This window comes from Nonomuraea sp. NPDC050022 (genome assembly GCF_044460705.1).
Lineage (GTDB): Bacteria > Actinomycetota > Actinomycetes > Streptosporangiales > Streptosporangiaceae > Nonomuraea.
The window spans coordinates 153,551-170,095 of record NZ_JBITKE010000012.1; the positions used below are offsets into that span (position 1 = coordinate 153,551).

Here is a 16,545-nt window from a genome sequence, read left to right on the forward strand (position 1 = left end):
CCCTTTTTCGGTCCATATGGCATGCACGCGGCGCATGGATTCCATGCGAGATCGTCGCTGGTGGACCACCCTCGACCCCCCGTAACGTTTCCCAATATGTCCCCCACCCCACCCTCCACTGGCCCGTCCGTGGGACCTCCCACCGGACCTTCCGTGGGACCTCTCACCGGACCTTCCGTGGGACCCTCCCCCGCAGCTTCCGTGGGACCCTCCCCCGCAGCTTCCGTGGGACCCGCCACCGGGCCCTCCATCGGCCTTCATATGCCGAACGGCTTCGCAGCCGCGGACCGCCAGGGCGCGGCCCGCGTGGCAAGGCTGGCCGAAAGCCTGGGCTACGAGTCGCTGTGGACCGCCGACCACATCGTCCTCCCCAGCCCGCGAGTGGACTCCGCCCCCCTCGAACCGGACGCGCCGCTCCTGGACGCCGTGGTCTCGCTGGCCTTCCTGGCCGCCCACACCGAGCGCATCCTGCTGGCCACCGGCTGCGTCGTACTCCCCCAGCGCGACCCGCTGATCCTCGCCAAGCAACTGGCCAGCGTGGATGTCCTCAGCGGCGGCCGCCTGATCTTCGGCGTGGGCGCCGGCTACCTGGAGCCCGAACTCCGCGCACTGGGCGTCCCGATGTCCGACCGCGGCTCCCGCCTGGAGGAGTACCTGGCGGCCATCCGCTCCCTCTGGCAGGACGAGAAGCCCGCCTTCGACGGCCGGCACGTCTCCTTCAAGGACGTGGACGCCCACCCCCGCCCCCTGCAGCGCCCGGTCCCCGTCGTCATCGGCGGCCACTCACCGGCGGCCCACCGCCGAGCCGCCACACTGGCCGACGGCTGGTACGGCTGGATGCTGGGCCTACGCGCCACAGCCGACCAACTGGAGTCGCTCAGGGCCGTGTCGACGAAGCCCCTGCACATCTCAGTCACCCCCGCCCGCCGCCTCGACCCCGCCACCGTGAGGTCGTACGCGGAACTGGGCGTGGACCGCCTCATCGTGGCCACCCCACCGGGCCTGTCCTTGCCCGAGCTGGAATCTTTCATCCAACGAAACGCCCCAGCCGAATTCCTCACATAAGTCCCGAACCTTTCCCCGCTCCCCGGCATCCAACTCCGCATGAACATAAAGAAGATCACCTTGCTGACCGGCAGCGCCCTGGTTGCCGCCCTGCTGTTCCCGCCGGCGGCCGCCCTGGCGGCTCCGTCGATCCCGAAGAACTTCCTCCTGTACGAAAAGGAGGCCCGCAAGGACACCAAGCACGAACACTGGCTTCTCTCCCAGAACGACAACCTGATCGAGGTGGAAAACATCGAGTGCTCGAACGCCAAGCTCAAAAAGGACTGGATCGCCCGCCGCGACCTCACCTATGACCCGCACATGGGCGGCGGTGAGAAGACCAGCGCCGAACGCGGCGAACAGGTCCTCCTCTTCGCGAAGGCAAGCGCCGCGGAGAAACTGATGACCGAGTTCCGCACCCGCCTGACCAAGTGCGGCAAACTCGTCAAGGCAATCGACCCGAAAATCGGCGACGACTCGGTGGGCGCCTCGAGGGCCACCAAGTCGACGAAGTCCAATCCCGTACCCCAGACCCAGCAGTTCATCGCGGTCCGCAAGGGCGCGGCCGTAGCCATTTATTGGGACATGCACAACGACACCCCGGCCATCAGCACCCTGGCCAAGCACCAGTCGGACGCGACGAAGATGGCCGCCAAGCTCTGCCGCATCGGCAGTTGCTGAACGTCCTGGCCAACAGTCACTTCAAGGAAGATCCTGGTCCTTCGACGTGTTGCATGCCTACCCCCGCCGGCAGGACGCTGACGTCACCCGTTGTCCGCTCCTGTGCTGTGAGCGCAGCCATCAAGGCGCATATGGGGGCCGTCAGGTCGAGGAATCGAGACCAGGGCACTCCGTACTAAAGGAGATCGGCCAGATCGTCCGCGCTGATTCCCACGAGGGACAGGATGTTCCGCAAGGTCCCTTTGGGAAGATCCCGGCCATGATGGACGGGAACACTCACTGTGCGTCCGTCGTCATGGCGAAGGATCTGGTGACTGCCGCGGATGCGCGCGACGCTGAACCCGGCCTTCTCCAGGGCCCGGACGGCCTGGGCGCCGGTGATCGATGGAACAGGCGGCATCAGGCGACGTTCACCGTCACGGTCACCTCGGGTGACAGGCCGACCTCCTCGATCAGCGCGATCAGCGCTTCACGTAGGTCCTCCACCGCAGCCTCTGCTGTAGAACCGTCGCCGACCGCCCCAACTCCCGGACGAAGCTGGGCACTGGCGCACCACACTCCGTCCTCATCCCGTTCGAGAACGTACGGCACATGTTGGGTCCCGCTCATGACTCCATAGTGTACGGCCCTGGCCTGATCTTCGGCTTGGGCGCCGGCTACCTGGAGCCCGAACTCCGCGCCTTGGGCGTCCCGATGTCCGACCGCGGCTCCCGCCTGGAGGAGTACCTAGCGGCCATCCGCTCCCTCTGGCAGGACGAGAAACCCGCCTTCGACGGCCGGCACGTCTCCTTCAAGGACGTAGACGCCCCCCGCCCCTTGCCACGCCCGGTCCCCGTCGTCATCGGCGGCCATACCCTGGCCGCCCACCGCCTCGACGCCGCCACCGTGAGGTCGTACGCGGAACTGGGCATGGACCGCCTCATCGTGGCCACCCCACCGGGCCTGTCCTTGTCCGAGCTGGATTCGTTTATCAAACGAAACGCCCCAGCCGAATTGCTCAAATAAGTACCGAACCTTTCCCCGCCCGCCTGCATCCAACTCCTCATGAACATAAAGAAGATCACCCTGCTGACGGGCGGCGCCCTGGTTTCGGCCCTGCTACTCCCGCCTGCGGCGGCCCTGGCCACCCCGTCGATCCCGAAGAACTTCCTCCTGTACGAAAAGGAGGCCCGCAAGGACACCAAGCACGAGCACTGGCTTCTCTCCCAGAACGACAACCTGATCGAGGTGGAAAACATCCAGTGCTCGGGCGCCAAGCTCAAAAAGGACTGGATCGCCCGCCGCGACCTCACCTATGACCCACACATGGGCGGTGGTGAGAAGACCAGCGCCGAACGCGGCGAACAGGTCCTCCTCTTCGCGAAGGCAAGCGCCGCGGAGAAACTGATGACCGAGTTCCGCACCCGCCTGACCAAGTGCGGCAAACTCGTCAAGGCAATCGACCCGAAAATCGGCGACAACTCGGTGGGCGCCGCGAGAGCCACCAAGTCGACGAAGTCCAATCCCGTACCCCAGACCCAGCAGTTCATCGCGGTCCGCAAGGGTACGGCCGTAGCCATTTATTGGGACATGCACAACGACACCCCGGCCATCAGCACCCTGGCCAAGCACCAGGCAGACGCCACGAAGATGGCCGCGAAACTCTGCACGATCGGCGACTGCTGAGCCGCCGCCTCTGGAGGGCCTCCGCTCCGCTCCGGGCGTTCTTCCGGTCAAGATCCCGCCCGATACCCATTTGGGTGGTTAACCAGCTGATGCCCACCCCGCGCACAACGGGCTTCGGTCCATCGGCGCTTCGCGCTTTCGGGGCTCAGGCGCTTCTTCCAGTCGAGCCAACGGCTCGACCCCTGTAGGGCCTCGCGTTGCTCGGGCTGCCTTCCTCGGGCGCGCCTTCGGCGCGCAACCCCCCACGACTGGCGCTTCGAGAGGGTGGGCAGTTTATTGTGGCTGCCCACGAAATTTGCTGAGCCGGTCGCCTTTCCATACGCCGTGACTCCGGTCCTTTGCTTCCCGCAGGCCCGCCGAACCGATCACGTCTCTCTCAGATCATCACGGCGGGCCTGACCAAAGCCGAGTTAGGCCCGGCATCCTTGGCTATGACCCTTGCTTGCATCGATGGTGGTGTTTCAAGAGCCCTTCCCAGACCGGCCGGGCGTCCGAGTAACGGCCGCGGGCTGTCTCCTCGTAGTGCTTGCCGTTGAAGCGCAGGATGAGGAACTTGCCGCCCTCGCTGCACCACTCGTACTCCCCGCAACAGGAGGTTTCGGTTACCCGGAGAGAGCCATGGGGACTGTGCGGTTCCCATTCAGACATCGCGATCTGGCTCTGCCCCACCTTAATCGCCGGTGGCGATCACGGTCGGCGAGCTGGCCTTGATGCGGCGCAAGCGCAGCAGGGTCCTGCCGTAGATGTAGGAGGGTTGCCGCGCATGGCGGTCGAGACGCACCAGCCGAACCGTCCCTGTGGCACCGGGAGCCAACAAGCCGAGCGCTTCGGTCAGCAGTGCGGCAGCCCGTTCGGACTCAGCGGTGATGCCGCACGCTCCCCGCCCGGAGTGGTCGATGGCCATCCATGAGAAGAAGGCATCGGTCTCGAAGTGCATGAATACATCAGAGCCGTGCGTGGTAGCACGTCAGAAGAGGACACCAGAAGGCGCAGCCGGATGTCCGCCCCCGTGTCCGCCCGTCTCTGGAGGTGCGCTGGATGACCGACCACGTCCCGGCGGTTCCTGTCTGGGCCACCCGGCTGCTGGCCGCCCGTACCACCCAAGGCTGGTCGCAGCGAGAGCTGGCCCAGCAGCTGATCAGAGCCTCTGCCAAGCCGCTCCCTGAGCCGGCGAACCTGATCCGGCGCATTCGCGGCCACGAGACCGGCGAGCATCGGCCCGACGCCTTCTACACCAAGCTCTACTGCACTGCGTTCGGCGTGACGGAAGACCAGTTGTTCGGCACCGTCATCAAGCCGGTCCCCGCCCTCGCCCTTCCGTCACTGGCGCCCGACCCTGACCTGTACGAGCGCATCACCCGCGCCATCAAGAACCCGCCACGGGTCGATCTGGAAACCGTGCAATGGCTGGAACGCTGTCTGGCCGAACACCGCCGCGTCGAGGACACCATCGGCAGCCGTCCGCTGCTACCACTCGTCCACGCTCAGCTGTCCACCGTGGCAGACCTCGCGAGAGGCGCCAGAGGACCGCTGGCGGACCGCGCGGTCGCCGTCCTCGCCCAGTACGCCCAGTTCATCGCATGGATGTGCCAGGACTCCCGTGACCATCCCGCCGCGCTGGCCTGGTACGACCGCTCCCACGCCTGGGCCCTCGAAGCCGGAGACGCCTGCCTCGCTTCAACCACCCTGAACATGCGCGCCCACCAGGCATGGAGCCTCGGCGACGCACACCGCTGCGTCCGCCTCGCCGAGGCCTCCCGCTGGCAGTACGGCCGGACAACGCACGGCGTGCGAGGCATAGCCGCCCAGATGGCCGGCAGGGGACACACCCAGATGGGCGAGGCCAACCAGGCACGCACCAGACTCGCCGAAGCCGAAGACCTCATCAGAACCGCGGCCGAACACCCCGACGACGAGCCGCCCTGGATGTATTTCTACGGCGAGGGCTGGTTCCTCATGCAGCGCGGCATGGCCGAACTGGAACTCGGCGACGGCCGCCGCGCCACCGACTTCCTCGAACGCGGGCTGTCGACCCTGCCCGAGTCTTACCGGCGCGATCGAGCATGGTTCGGGGCCTGCCTGGCGCGAGCCCACATCATGCAGGGCGATGCCGAGGCCGCAACCTCCATCGCCTTGAACGTGGTTCCGGATGCTGCGGCGGTCAACGCCTACGCCGTGGCCGAGCTCCGACGTGCCGCGCACGAACTGGCGGAGGCAGGCGCGTCCGGTGGACAGGCGATCAGAGACTCGCTCCTCGCCAGATAGCGGTGGACTTGTCTCCGCAATGCGGCGCCTGCCAAGATCGCTCATGGCCTCCTGAAATCATGTCCACACACGTCAGACGGGCCGCCGAGCGCAGTCGGCCCCATAGGCGGCGTAGGAGGGGGCGTCGCATCGCTGCGTAAATGCCTGACAGGCCGCTTGATGGCGAGGAGCATCGTCATCAGGAGAGACTGTCCGCACTGGCATCGCCACGCAGTTCGACCAGCAGTCCGTACGGCTGGCGGAGCATGGCCCAAGCCTTTGATCTTGCGGTCGGGTTGAGACGTCACGGAACTCCAGCAGGTCGATGAGCCGTCCGGCGCTGGCGAAGCCGATGCGGAGCTTGCGCTGGAGCATGGATGTGGACCCGGCCTGGGGTTGCAGATGGCCGCATACATAGCCGGAGCCCGGCGGCGATAGTCCGGCAGCGCAAAGAGCCGGTGTTTTTCGAGATGGTCGCGGGCTTTCGGTACTTGTGGGGTATCCTGTCCTTCCGGCGCATGCTGCTACGGAGCGTTCGTTTCACGTAGCGGTGGCGCGGCGCCGCAGCTGGCGATGGAAGGTACTCTTCCCCACGGCCTCGGTCTCGTCCGAAATTCCGTGCGGCTATGGCCTCGACTCAGGGTCGTAGCGTTCTCGGCTGGTGGGACCTACGCGGGCTCGACCAGGCCGGGTGTTTGAGGGGCGCCCCGGGGCGTACATGACAAACGCGACCCCTGATGATCGTTGGTTGTCTACGCCAGTCGATCAAGAACAGGGGCCGCGTTCGCGTGCCATCATCCCCGATCGACGTGCTCGCCCGCCACCTGGAGCACGTCACCGTCGCCGACCCGCTGAGCGATCTGTTCGATCTGCTCGATCTGCCCGCCCTGGCCAAGGTGCTGGACATGGTGCCCGACCCGCGCAGCCGCCGGGGACGCCGCTACCGGCTCGGCCCGCTGCTGGCGTTATCCCTGCTCGCTGTGCTCGGCGGAGCAACCTCCCTGGCGAAGATCACCCGGGTCATCGCCGGATACGACCCCGACCTGCGCGCCCGCGCCGGCCTGCCCGGCACGCCGCGACTTGCCGCCAGCACTCTCGGGCGGCTGCTGGCCCGCCTGGATGGTGACGCCTTCGACACCGCCACCTGCGGCTACCTGGCCTCGCTCGCCGCCTGCGCCCCGCCCTCACACCGGGCCCCGCTCGCCGGCCTGGCCGTGGACGGCAAAACGTTGCGCGGCAGCCGCATCACCGGCGGCACCACGGTGCACCTGCTGGCCGCCACCCGCCACGACACCCAGACCGTCGTGGCCCAGCGACAGGTCGAAGCCCACAGCAACGAGATCCCCGCGTTCGCACCCCTGCTGGCGAAGCTGGACCTGACCGGCATGGTGATCACCGCCGACGCCCTGCATACCCAGCACGAACACGCCCGCCACATCATCGCCGCCGGCGGCCACTACCTGTTCCTCGTCAAGGGCAACCAGCCCACCCTGCACCGCCGGCTCAAGGCCCTGCCCTGGCGAGAGGCCATCCTCAACGACCGCACCGACGAGACCGGACACGGCCGCCGCGAGATCCGCCGCATGAAGATCTGCACCGCCCGCCCCGGGCTGCCCTTCCCGCACGCCGCCCAGGCCATCCAGGTCAAACGCCGCCGCACCGACCACAAGACCGGCAAGACCACCATCGTGACGATCTACGCCGTCACCAGCCTCCCACCAGGACGGACCACCCACGCCCACCTCGCCACGCTGATCCGCGGGCACTGGAGCGTGGAGACCTTGCACCACATCCGGGACGTCACCTACCGCGAGGACGCCTCCAGAGTTCGCACCGGCACCGCACCCCGGATCATGGCCGGCCTACGCAACCTGGCCATCGGCCTGGCCCGCCTGATCGGCTGGACCAACATCGCCGCCGCCACCGACTACTACCGCAGCCATCCCGCCGACGGACTCCAATTACTGGGTCTTACGACATGAGAACGCTTCGTCCCTGGGCCTCGACTGGCGCGGACGGCGGGCCATACCTCCGTGAAAGACATCCACGAGAAGGGCCGTCAATTCCTATCTTCTCTCTGCGGGTGCCACAGCCCTAGGCTTCATGCCTATGGCCCGTACCAGTTCCAGCCCTCCGGTCAACATCACCGAGCCGTTCCCTGAGCTGAGCGCGTATGCGAGGACAGCCGTCCTTCTCCATCCACGGCCAGGGAAGCCGAGCATGCATGACAGTCACATCGGCGGACCGCTGATCTGGCCGTCTGCGGAGCCGTGGCCGGCGTGCGATCGTACGATCACGGTGTATGACAGGGAAGCCGATTGTGGGACGCTACAGGACCGCACCCCTGAGAGCCCGGTGCCCATGGTGGGTGTTGCGCAATTCTACGTACGGGACATCCCCGAGGTCCCTTTTCCCGAGGGCACTGATCTGCTGCAAGTGCTGTGGTGTCCCAACGATCACCTCGTGGAAGACGACACCCCAGGGCCGTTCCCGCTGCTGGTCTGGCGCCGCACCTCAGATGTCACCGATGTTCTGGACGAGACGCCCATGCGGCACTATGCCACCCCGGATAGCCCACCTGGTGCTCCAGCGGCCGAGCTCAGCCAAAAGGGCTTTCTGCCGCGCCCTTGCGTACTGCATCCCGAACGGATCACCGAATATCCTGATCGCGATGAGCTTCCGGAGCAACTCCAGGGGGCCTTGGATGAATGGGATGACGAGGCCGGCCTCATCTACGGTGACCTCTTGTCCATCGCTCCGGGCTGCAAGGTCGGCGGATGGGTAGCCTGGAACCTCACCAACATGTACGAGTTGCCCTGCAATGTCTGCGGAACTGAGACCAAGCCATTTCTCAAACTGGACAGTAGCGAATGGGATGACAACAGCGAACCACGCTGGCGTCCTGTAGAAGAACGTCATCTCGAATGGGGGACAACCGAATACATGGAAACCCACGAGCCCACCACGCTCCAGCTTGGCCGCTACGCAGCCCTTATCCTCTTCCTCTGCCCCCAATCCACCGACCACGGCTACCGCCTGACTATCCAATAGCCGCCAACCAGGTGACCGCCAAGAACACGCTCGTCACCCCAACTGGTCAGTGTCCAGAGCAGGAATCTAAACACGGTGTTTCCTATCGCGCCCGATACCAGCCGATCGTCCAACGGGCACTTAGCGGTTCGCCGGCAAAAGACGCCCCATCTTCTAGCCGTGCTTCCGATCTCCTCTCTCTGCTGACGAGCCGATACGGGTGAATTGACTGGCGCAGTGCCGCACATCTCACCAAGCTCAGGCCTGCTTGCTGATCATCATTTCAGCAGCAGGCCGTCTGGCCCAGCCACAGGGCATGCGCCCCTACGAGGAAGATTTTACTGATGCCCCAACCGACAGCGGGGAGGATTAATTCAAGGCATGCAAAGTTGCCCACTCCCCGTCGTGCGACTGGCGTTGTTATGAACACATTTGTCAATGAAAGTTACACCGTCTAGCGTCGCGGTCATGCGAAATCTGTCAGGCCTTCCACTATGGCGCTTGTAGAAGATTGTTACATTATAATCCACAACACCCCTTCCATTGACCTTTCTAACCATATCAGCGACGTCATCTTCTATCGGCCTCATTGACCTATTGTTCACCGTCGATAAGCAGGGGACGAGATTGTCTACTTCTGTGCCCGACCCTCCGAGTTGACGGCCTATGACATGGCACCGATTATAACGCCAGGGCCTCGGGACTCTAGGATTATTACTGGGCCAGTATGTGGGATTTACTCTACTATTTGTTTTCGTTCCGCCACGTAGATCCGACGGGTCACAGTACCGGGCTATTCCGCCGACTGGACGCAAGGCAGGATCCACGATGTTCTCTTTAAATGGTTTGCAGCCAGGTTCCGGCTCACCGCCGGGCGGGGGGTTCTCCGGTTCGGGCTCAGGATCAGGTGTCGGCGCGGGTTCTGTCGTTGGCCGGTCTTCCGGAAGCTCGACGAAATCGGCAGGATCCAATCCCACAGGCTGCGCGATATCATCAATACCTACCACGATGATCGGGATCTCCTCGTCATCCTTCGCGGGATGGCCTTCGATCATGCATTTTTTACCACAGTTGTGCTTGTGTATTATCGGCCCGTATTCAAAGGCGGGGGACTTTGGACCGGGGTGCTTCGGATCGGGATGCTTCGGATCGGGATGCTTAACGGGATTGCCGGTGGGCTTATAGCCCGTAGGCTTAACTGTCGAATTTGGTTGAGATGTGACGCTAACTTTGGTTGACTTCGGTTTTTTGACCTTCTCGGGTTTGACGCCTGAACCGCTATCGGTGTGGGGAATACGGCAGCCGTTAGAAAACTCTGCGCATTTTCCCGGGTTGCAAGTGTTAGTCCTGCCAGCACCGTCTTTGCACACGTCGTCGTCCGTGACACCTGGGTTACAAAGGATGGAGCCCGGAAAATACCTACAGACGGGATCGGGTTCGTGTCCCGAGGGGTCTGTATGGATGAGCGGGCTGGCTTGTCCGTACCCGTAGCGGTTCATCCTGGCCGATGGGTTCGGTTCCAGGGTCCAGCTGTCCCGTGAGGTGAATGTGCCGGTGCTGGACTGGTACCAGCGGGCGTGCATATTGGTTTTGCCGGTGTCCGGATCGGTGTATTCGCTCTGATAGCCCAGCCTGGGTTGGGTGCCGGTTTGGGCGGTGACTTCGCCGTAGGGGTTGTAGGCCGTGGTGCTGGCCAGGGCGGTTCCGGAGAAGGTACCGATCAGGTCGTCGTGAATGTCGGTCATGGCCCCGAGGGCAGGGCCGCCGCCTTCTTGAGTGCTGACGAGGCCGCCGGAGGGGTCGCGGCCGTACTTGGCTTGGGTGGCGCCGTTCTGGTCGGTGATGGCGACGATGTTGTTGTCGAGCCCGGCGTAGGCGAAGCGTTGCTGGCCGCTGCCGGACTTTTGGCGGGTGGCCATGCGGTCGAAGGCGTCGTAGGTGTAGGCGGTGTCGCCGTCGTTGATGAGCCGGTCGAAGGCATCGAAGGTGAGGTTTCTGGTGGTGCCGTTCTTGGTCTCGGTGGCCAGAGTGCCCCGCGGGGTGTAGGTGTAGTCGGTGCCGTCGCCGCTGGTCAGGCGGTTGTGCTGGTCATAGGTGTAGGTCTTGTTGCCGGCTTTGGTGCGGTTGCCGGAGGCGTCCCACTCGTAGGCCGTGGTGGTGCCGTCCGGGCCGGTCCAGGAGGTGAGGCGGCCGGCGTAGTCGTAGCCGTAGGTGTTGCCAGCGCCTGCCGTCCCTGCGGTGATCTTGCTGGTGAGGTTGTCGTCCTTGTCCCAGCCGTAGGTGATCTTCGCGAGTTGGCCGCCACTGCTGTTCTTGAGGGTGTGGGTTTTGAGGCGGTCGACGTCGTCGTAGGTGTAGCTCTGGGTGTTGACCGGGTTAGTGGAACTGATGGTGGTCAGGCGGTCGGCGTTGTCGTAGTCGTAGGTGTTGGTGCGGCCGCTGACCGGGTCGACAACCGTCCTGAGGCGGCTGTCATTGTCCCAGGTGTAGGTGGTGGTGCCGGTGGAGTCGATGCGCTGGGTGGGGTTGCCCAGGTTGTCGTAGGCGAACGAACTCGAACCTGACGGGCCGGTGACCTTGGTGAGCAGGCTGCGGTCGTTGTATTCGAGGGTCTGGTCACTGACCGTGGTGACGCGGTCTGCCAGGTCGTAGCCGTAGGTCTTGTCGGGGGTCACGATGCCGGCACCCGAGCCGCTGACCTTGGTGACCCGGTTGAGCTGGTCGTACTCCCGATCGAGGCGGACGCCGCCGGGCTGGATGAGGGCGGTCTCGTTGCCTGCGACGTCGTAGACGTGGGTCCAGGTGCGGTCGGCCAGGTCGGGGTGGGCGGTGGTGGCGGGCTCGGTCAGCGTCTCGATCAGGCCGAGGGTGTTGTAGCTGGTCCAGGTGGAGTTGCCGCGGCCGTCGGTCAGGCGGGTGCGGGCGCCGGTGGCGTCGTAGCCGAAGCTGGTGGTGATCGAGTCGGTGGCCGAGACGGGTTCGACGAGCTGGGTGAGCAGGTCGGTGGCGTCGAAGGTGCGCCGAGTGATGTGGCCCTCGCCGGAGGTGATCTGGGTGAGGTTGTCGGCGGCGTCGTAACCGAAACCCTGGGACTTGACCGTCGCGCCGGCTTTGCTCAGGTATTTGAGGCTGGTCAGGCGGCCGGCCAGGTCGTAGTCGGCGGTAATGGAGTTGTCGAGCGCGTTGGATCTCTTGGCGGGCCGGCCGGCCAAGTCATAGCTGTAGGTGGTGATGTGATTCAGCGGGTCCGTCTCGGTGAGGACCTGTCCAGCAGCGTTGACCTTGTAATTGGTGGTCTTGTTGCCGGGCAGGGTCACCTTGGTGGGCGCGCCGGCATCGTTGTACTCGAGCTTGGTGACGTAGGCAGCTGTGGCGGGTTTGCGTTCGATCGTGGTCTGGGTGACCTGGCGGCCGAGATCGTCGTAGGTGGCCTCGGTACGTGCCCCGGTCGGGTCGATCGCGGTCAGCATCTCGCCAAGCAGGTCGTACTCTCGAACCCATCGTCCGGCGGGCTGGCCCGGAGCGGATGGCGGGTCGGTAACACGGACGGGGTTGTCGAGCGCGTCGTATTCCAGGGTGGTGAGCTGGCCGCGCGGGTCAGTGGTCTTGATCACCCGACCGGCCGGGTCGTAGCCGTAGCTCGTCTGGGGAGTGAGCGTGCTGCCGCCGGGCGGCGTGTAGGGCGCGCCGGTCACTGAGGTCAGACGTCCGGCCCGATCGAAACCGGAGGTGGTGGTGCGGCCCTCCCCGTCGACGGCGTGGGTCTGGCGGCCAGCGCCGTCGTAGCCGAAGCGGGTGATGACGCGGCCCTGCTGGGCGGTGCCCGCCTTGTCGATCTGAGCGGGCGGCGTCTTTACTTCGACCAGTTGATTGGCGAGGTCGTAGCGCAGGTTGGTGGTGTAGGCGGTCGGGTCCGCACCCGACACGTTGCCTCGCCCGTCGGTCGTCTCGATCACCAGGCCGCGGTCGTCGACCTTCCACGTGGTGGTCAGGTCCTGGCTGTCGTTCTTGACCGTGCGGCGAGTGAGGAGGTTCTCCTTGTTGTAGGCGAACTCGCTCGTTTCGATTCTGCTCGTGCCCGCGGCCGAGCGCTTGGCGGTGGTGATGTTGCCGTTGGCGTCGTACCCGTAGGTCGTCTTGCGGCCGAGTTGGGCCGGGTCGGGATCCTCCGGCGTCACCGGGTCGAGCGTCTCCGACGTCAGGCGGCTGGCCGCGTCGTAGACGTAGTCGGTACGAGTCGTCGTGCCGCCCAGCACTTGCTGCGTGAGATTGCCCGCGTTGTCGTAGGTGTCGTCCTCGATGACCACGTCCCTGGTCGCGGTCACGCCGTTCAGCATGGCGTCATGGGCGATCACCTGTTTCAGCAGGTCGTCCTCGTAATACACGTAAGTGGTCTTGCGAAGCATCGCGTCCATCTGGCCGGCCAGCCGTCCGGCCGGGTCATAGGAGTACGACTCCAGGGTGATCTCTTTGGCCGGAATGGGCGCCACCGGACTGCCGGTCCAGTTCTTCAGCGTGCGCTTCTCCAGTTCGCCGCGTTTGGTGTAGGTGTAGCCGAAGATTGAACCCAGTTCGTCGGTAACGGAGGTGCGGGCGCCTATTTCGTCCCAGGTTGTTCGGGTCACGCCGCCTTCCGGGTCGGTGACCGTCTCCTCGCGGCCGTGGCCGTCATAGGTATAGGAGGTGGTCCGGTCCGGGTCGCCGCCGGTCAGGTCCTTGTCGGTCTGGGACAGCACGTTGCCGTCCGGGTCGTAGGCATAGACCGTCTGCGCCGTGTGGGTGACGTCGGTGACCTCGTTCTTGACCCCCGCGCCGGTCTCGGTGGCCAGCCGACCCAGATCGTCATAGGTGTAGGTGGTCGTGACCCCGCCGGGCTGTGCCGCAGATACCTCGGTTCGGCTCTTCATCCGGCCCAGGACGTCGAAGGCGGAGTTGACGACCAATCCTTCTGGCTGAGTCTGCTGGGCGAGGTCGCCGGCGGCGGTGTAGCGGTTCGTGCCGGAGCTACCCCGAGCATCGGTCCACGATTTCACCAGCCCGGCCGGTGTCACTCCCCCACCGACTGCGGGCTCGCTGCCGTCGGTGTAGGCGATCACCGTCGAGCGGCCGCTGGGGAAGTCGGTCGTGGCCGGCGTTGTCTCCTTGGTTTGCTCGCCGTACTGGTTGTACTCGTAGCTGGTGGCGTAGGTGTTGTCGGTTGCACTGGACGAGCGCGCGTCGCGGGCCTTCAGCAGGTGGTCGTTGCGCGCGTCGAACTGGTCGTTCTTGTTGACATAGAACTCCGCGTAAGTGTCCTGGCAGCTGCTGTCTGTATGACATGTCGTGACGGACAGCGTGTTACCGCGGTCGTCGTTGTACCAGGTGGTGGCGTTGTAGTTCGGGTCCACCATGTCCGATAGGAAGCCGCCGGTGTCGTAGTCGTAACGAGTCGTCTTGCCGAGCTGGTCGGTCTTGGAGATCAGCCGATAGCCGCGCCAGACATCGTGGACGGCGGTCAGCTTCTCGTTCTTGGGGTCGGTGACCACGACTGTGGAGGTGCCTGCGGCCGGGTCGATGGTCGGCTCGGCCAGTTGCCAGGTGCCACCGTGCTGGTCGGTGTGGGTCTTGATCCGCTCGGTCGAGCTCTCGTAGATGTTGGCCGCCCAAACCCGCCCGGACGGCAACGTGATCTTGGCCAGCTCGTGCGGCGCCGCGACGCGCGCCGCGTAGTGACGTGCCACCTCGACCGACGACAGCGGCCGATCATAGACCGCCACTTCGTCGATGGATCCGGACAGGCCATCGCCGCCGATGTCCAGGTAATCCAGGCCCTCGGGGTCGGGGATGGTCGCGTTGAGCGTGCCGGCGATCTGCCCGTCCAGGTACAGCGTCTGCACATCGCCGCCGATGGTCAGGACGGCGTGATGCCATAGGCCATCCTTGACCGCGGCACCGCTCACGATCGGCGTGGAGGTCTCGTTGAAGGCAGCCGACAGTTTCCCGGCGCTCGTCACCTGCACCACCGGGTACGGGTCCGCGACCGCCGAACCGTCCGCGCCCAAAATCGAACCGTTGCCGGTTGTCTTGAACCAGGTCTCCACCGAGGCCCAGGTGCCCGTCCGAGGGATAAGGTAGGCGGGCAGGTTGATGTTGGGGATGTTCGAGGCGGTGATCTGGACGGCGGTGTCGGCGGTCCCCGCCAACGCGCCAGGTTTGGCGAGCGTGTAGTCGGTGTTGTAGTGGCCGCCCTCGCCCATCCAACCGAGGTCCTTCGCCTCCGAGCCGGAGCTTTCGCCCAGCCGCCAATACCCCATCGGGTCGGAGTCCAGCACCGTACTGCGATACAGCGAACTCGCATTCAGCTGGTAGATGGTGCACGCCTGAGCCGGATCGCACACCTTCTCCAGCGCATCGCCGTTATAGGTGTACGCCCAGCTCAACGCCTTGCCATCCACCGGGTCCGTGGAAACCGTGGTGACGTGCGCACCGGTCCAGGAGAAAGTCAGCGATCGGCCTCCGGGCGCGGTTACCTTGGCCAGCTTGCCATCCGTCCCATAGGTCAGCTCCTGGTCGCGGCCCCGGCTGTCAGCCACCTTCAGCAAACGTCCGCCGACATCGAACAGATACGACGTCGACGCCTTGTCCATCAACCGCCAACTGCCGTCGGCGTTCTTGGCCAAAGTGGCGTACATGCCCGGCGGCGGCTGATACGTCCCATCGCTCTTCTTGGCGAAGCGGACCTGACGGCCATCGGGATAGGTGACCAGAACGGCCTCGCGCCCACGCACATTTTCCGGCACGATCCGCATGTCCCAGCGAGTGGCCCAGCCCGCCCCGAAAGCGCCATCACGCCGCGGATCCATACTGTTGAACGAGCGCACCACCGACAACGGCGGCCCCGCCGTCGCCACCTGCGCATCGGTAAACGTCGTGGTGTAGTTGCCGGACTGCTGGTTGAACTCCTGCCCGTTGACACCCCGTACCGACAACTGCGAGGTGATCGTCGGTTGCCGCACACCCAACACGAAGGTGTACGTCGAGGAGTACGCGCTCAGCCCGCCGATAGTGGACGCGTCACTGACATTGACCCGCCACCAATACTGGCGGCCCCACGCCAACGTGCCCTCCGGCACAGTCCAGCTGCCGGACAGAGCGCAGCAGTCATCGTGGCGGGCACAACCCGACATCGATGGGTTGTCGCATATCTCGAAATGGAAGCCGATCGTGCCCCCTGACCACGTGGTGGCCTCGGCCGCCAAAGTGGGCTCCGTCGTCATCAACTGGATGCCATTGTCGGGAGACATCGACGTCACTGTGGGCGGCGGCGGCTTGGGGCAGTCTCCGATCAGCAACCAGCCCGTCGGTTCCTGCTCGGGCGGGTAGAAATTCAGGTTTGCCGGAATGTTCTGGATGGCTTTCCAGACGCGCCCGCCTGACGACACGTAGGTGCCATACGCCACATACACCGACCGCTGCCACGGCGAATATGAACCACACGGCGGAACAGCGGCCGCGACCCCTACCGGTGCAGCCCCACGCATCAATGACGGCGCCAGCGGACCGGCCTGCTTGGTGCGGAGGACCCCCTCCCGCACCTCCTTCGGCAACGCCTTCTTCGGGATCGCGATCTTCGCCTTCGGCGTACCCGGATCAACCTTCGCCTTCGTCGCATCGGCAGACACCAGCGACGGCAAACCGCCAGCAGTACCCAACATCTGCTTCGGCGTATCAGGCAAACTCCCGAAAACCGTAACCGCGTTCGCGACATCAGCGGCTACCGGCTGCGGCTGTAAAGCCAGAAGACCCGGAAGAGTCGCCGCCAAGGTCAAAAACACGAGGCCGAACCTGAAACGAGCAGAATGAGCCCATGCCAGCAAGCGGCGCATACGCCGTCACACTCCG

Annotated in this window: 11 protein-coding genes and 1 pseudogene; 7 read left to right on the forward strand and 5 right to left on the reverse strand. The window is 65.0% G+C overall.

The window, feature by feature from the left end:
- Positions 1–261 precede the first annotated feature (261 nt).
- Together ACIBO2_RS43410 and ACIBO2_RS43415 are read left to right on the forward strand one after the other, a co-directional pair.
- The gene (locus tag ACIBO2_RS43410) at positions 262–1,065 is read left to right on the forward strand and encodes an LLM class F420-dependent oxidoreductase (RefSeq protein WP_397304088.1); all 804 of its coding nucleotides are present in this window, start codon (positions 262–264) and stop codon (positions 1,063–1,065) included.
- A gap of 60 nt (positions 1,066–1,125) precedes the next feature.
- The gene (locus ACIBO2_RS43415) at positions 1,126–1,725 is read left to right on the forward strand and encodes a hypothetical protein (protein ID WP_397304089.1); all 600 of its coding nucleotides are present in this window, start codon (positions 1,126–1,128) and stop codon (positions 1,723–1,725) included.
- 175 nt (positions 1,726–1,900) lie between these two features.
- Here the strand turns inward: ACIBO2_RS43415 and ACIBO2_RS43420 are convergent, their stop codons facing one another.
- Both ACIBO2_RS43420 and ACIBO2_RS43425 read right to left on the reverse strand, forming a co-directional pair.
- Positions 1,901–2,125 carry a type II toxin-antitoxin system HicA family toxin gene (locus ACIBO2_RS43420; RefSeq protein ID WP_357951068.1) on the reverse strand — a complete coding sequence of 75 codons (225 nt, stop codon included), beginning with the start codon at positions 2,123–2,125 and terminating at the stop codon, positions 1,901–1,903.
- Complete coding sequence (locus ACIBO2_RS43425; protein ID WP_357951066.1) at positions 2,125–2,334, reverse strand: hypothetical protein; 210 nt, start codon at positions 2,332–2,334, stop codon at positions 2,125–2,127. The genes ACIBO2_RS43420 and ACIBO2_RS43425 overlap by 1 nt, the downstream gene beginning before the upstream one ends.
- Before the next feature lie 9 nt (positions 2,335–2,343).
- Between ACIBO2_RS43425 and ACIBO2_RS43430 the strand changes: the two genes are divergently transcribed.
- Positions 2,344–2,730 (forward strand): LLM class flavin-dependent oxidoreductase, encoded by a 387-nt coding sequence (locus tag ACIBO2_RS43430; protein WP_358551398.1) that lies wholly within the window; start codon positions 2,344–2,346, stop codon positions 2,728–2,730.
- Between the two features lie 39 nt (positions 2,731–2,769).
- The gene (locus ACIBO2_RS43435; RefSeq protein ID WP_397304090.1) at positions 2,770–3,390 is read left to right on the forward strand and encodes a hypothetical protein; all 621 of its coding nucleotides are present in this window, start codon (positions 2,770–2,772) and stop codon (positions 3,388–3,390) included.
- Between the two features lie 670 nt (positions 3,391–4,060).
- On the opposite strand, the gene ACIBO2_RS43440 is transcribed toward ACIBO2_RS43435, so the two are convergent.
- Positions 4,061–4,327 carry a hypothetical protein gene (locus tag ACIBO2_RS43440; RefSeq protein ID WP_358551394.1) on the reverse strand — a complete coding sequence of 89 codons (267 nt, stop codon included), beginning with the start codon at positions 4,325–4,327 and terminating at the stop codon, positions 4,061–4,063.
- Positions 4,328–4,428: 101 nt separating this feature from the next.
- Between ACIBO2_RS43440 and ACIBO2_RS43445 the strand changes: the two genes are divergently transcribed.
- On the forward strand, positions 4,429–5,655 hold the full coding sequence (locus ACIBO2_RS43445) for a helix-turn-helix domain-containing protein (protein ID WP_397304091.1): 1,227 nt from the start codon (positions 4,429–4,431) through the stop codon (positions 5,653–5,655).
- Between the two features lie 178 nt (positions 5,656–5,833).
- Here ACIBO2_RS43445 and ACIBO2_RS43450 read toward each other — a convergent pair.
- Positions 5,834–6,027, reverse strand: a pseudogene (locus tag ACIBO2_RS43450) (DNA translocase FtsK); the annotation flags it as partial.
- A gap of 395 nt (positions 6,028–6,422) precedes the next feature.
- On the opposite strand from ACIBO2_RS43450, the gene ACIBO2_RS43455 reads away from it, so the two are divergent.
- Positions 6,423–7,616, forward strand: coding sequence for an ISAs1 family transposase (locus tag ACIBO2_RS43455; RefSeq protein ID WP_397304092.1), 1,194 nt, complete (start codon positions 6,423–6,425; stop codon positions 7,614–7,616).
- A gap of 238 nt (positions 7,617–7,854) precedes the next feature.
- Complete coding sequence (locus ACIBO2_RS43460; RefSeq protein ID WP_397304093.1) at positions 7,855–8,685, forward strand: hypothetical protein; 831 nt, start codon at positions 7,855–7,857, stop codon at positions 8,683–8,685.
- 353 nt (positions 8,686–9,038) lie between these two features.
- Here the strand turns inward: ACIBO2_RS43460 and ACIBO2_RS43465 are convergent, their stop codons facing one another.
- On the reverse strand, positions 9,039–16,529 hold the full coding sequence (locus ACIBO2_RS43465) for a DNA/RNA non-specific endonuclease (protein WP_397304094.1): 7,491 nt from the start codon (positions 16,527–16,529) through the stop codon (positions 9,039–9,041).
- Positions 16,530–16,545: the final 16 nt, after the last annotated feature.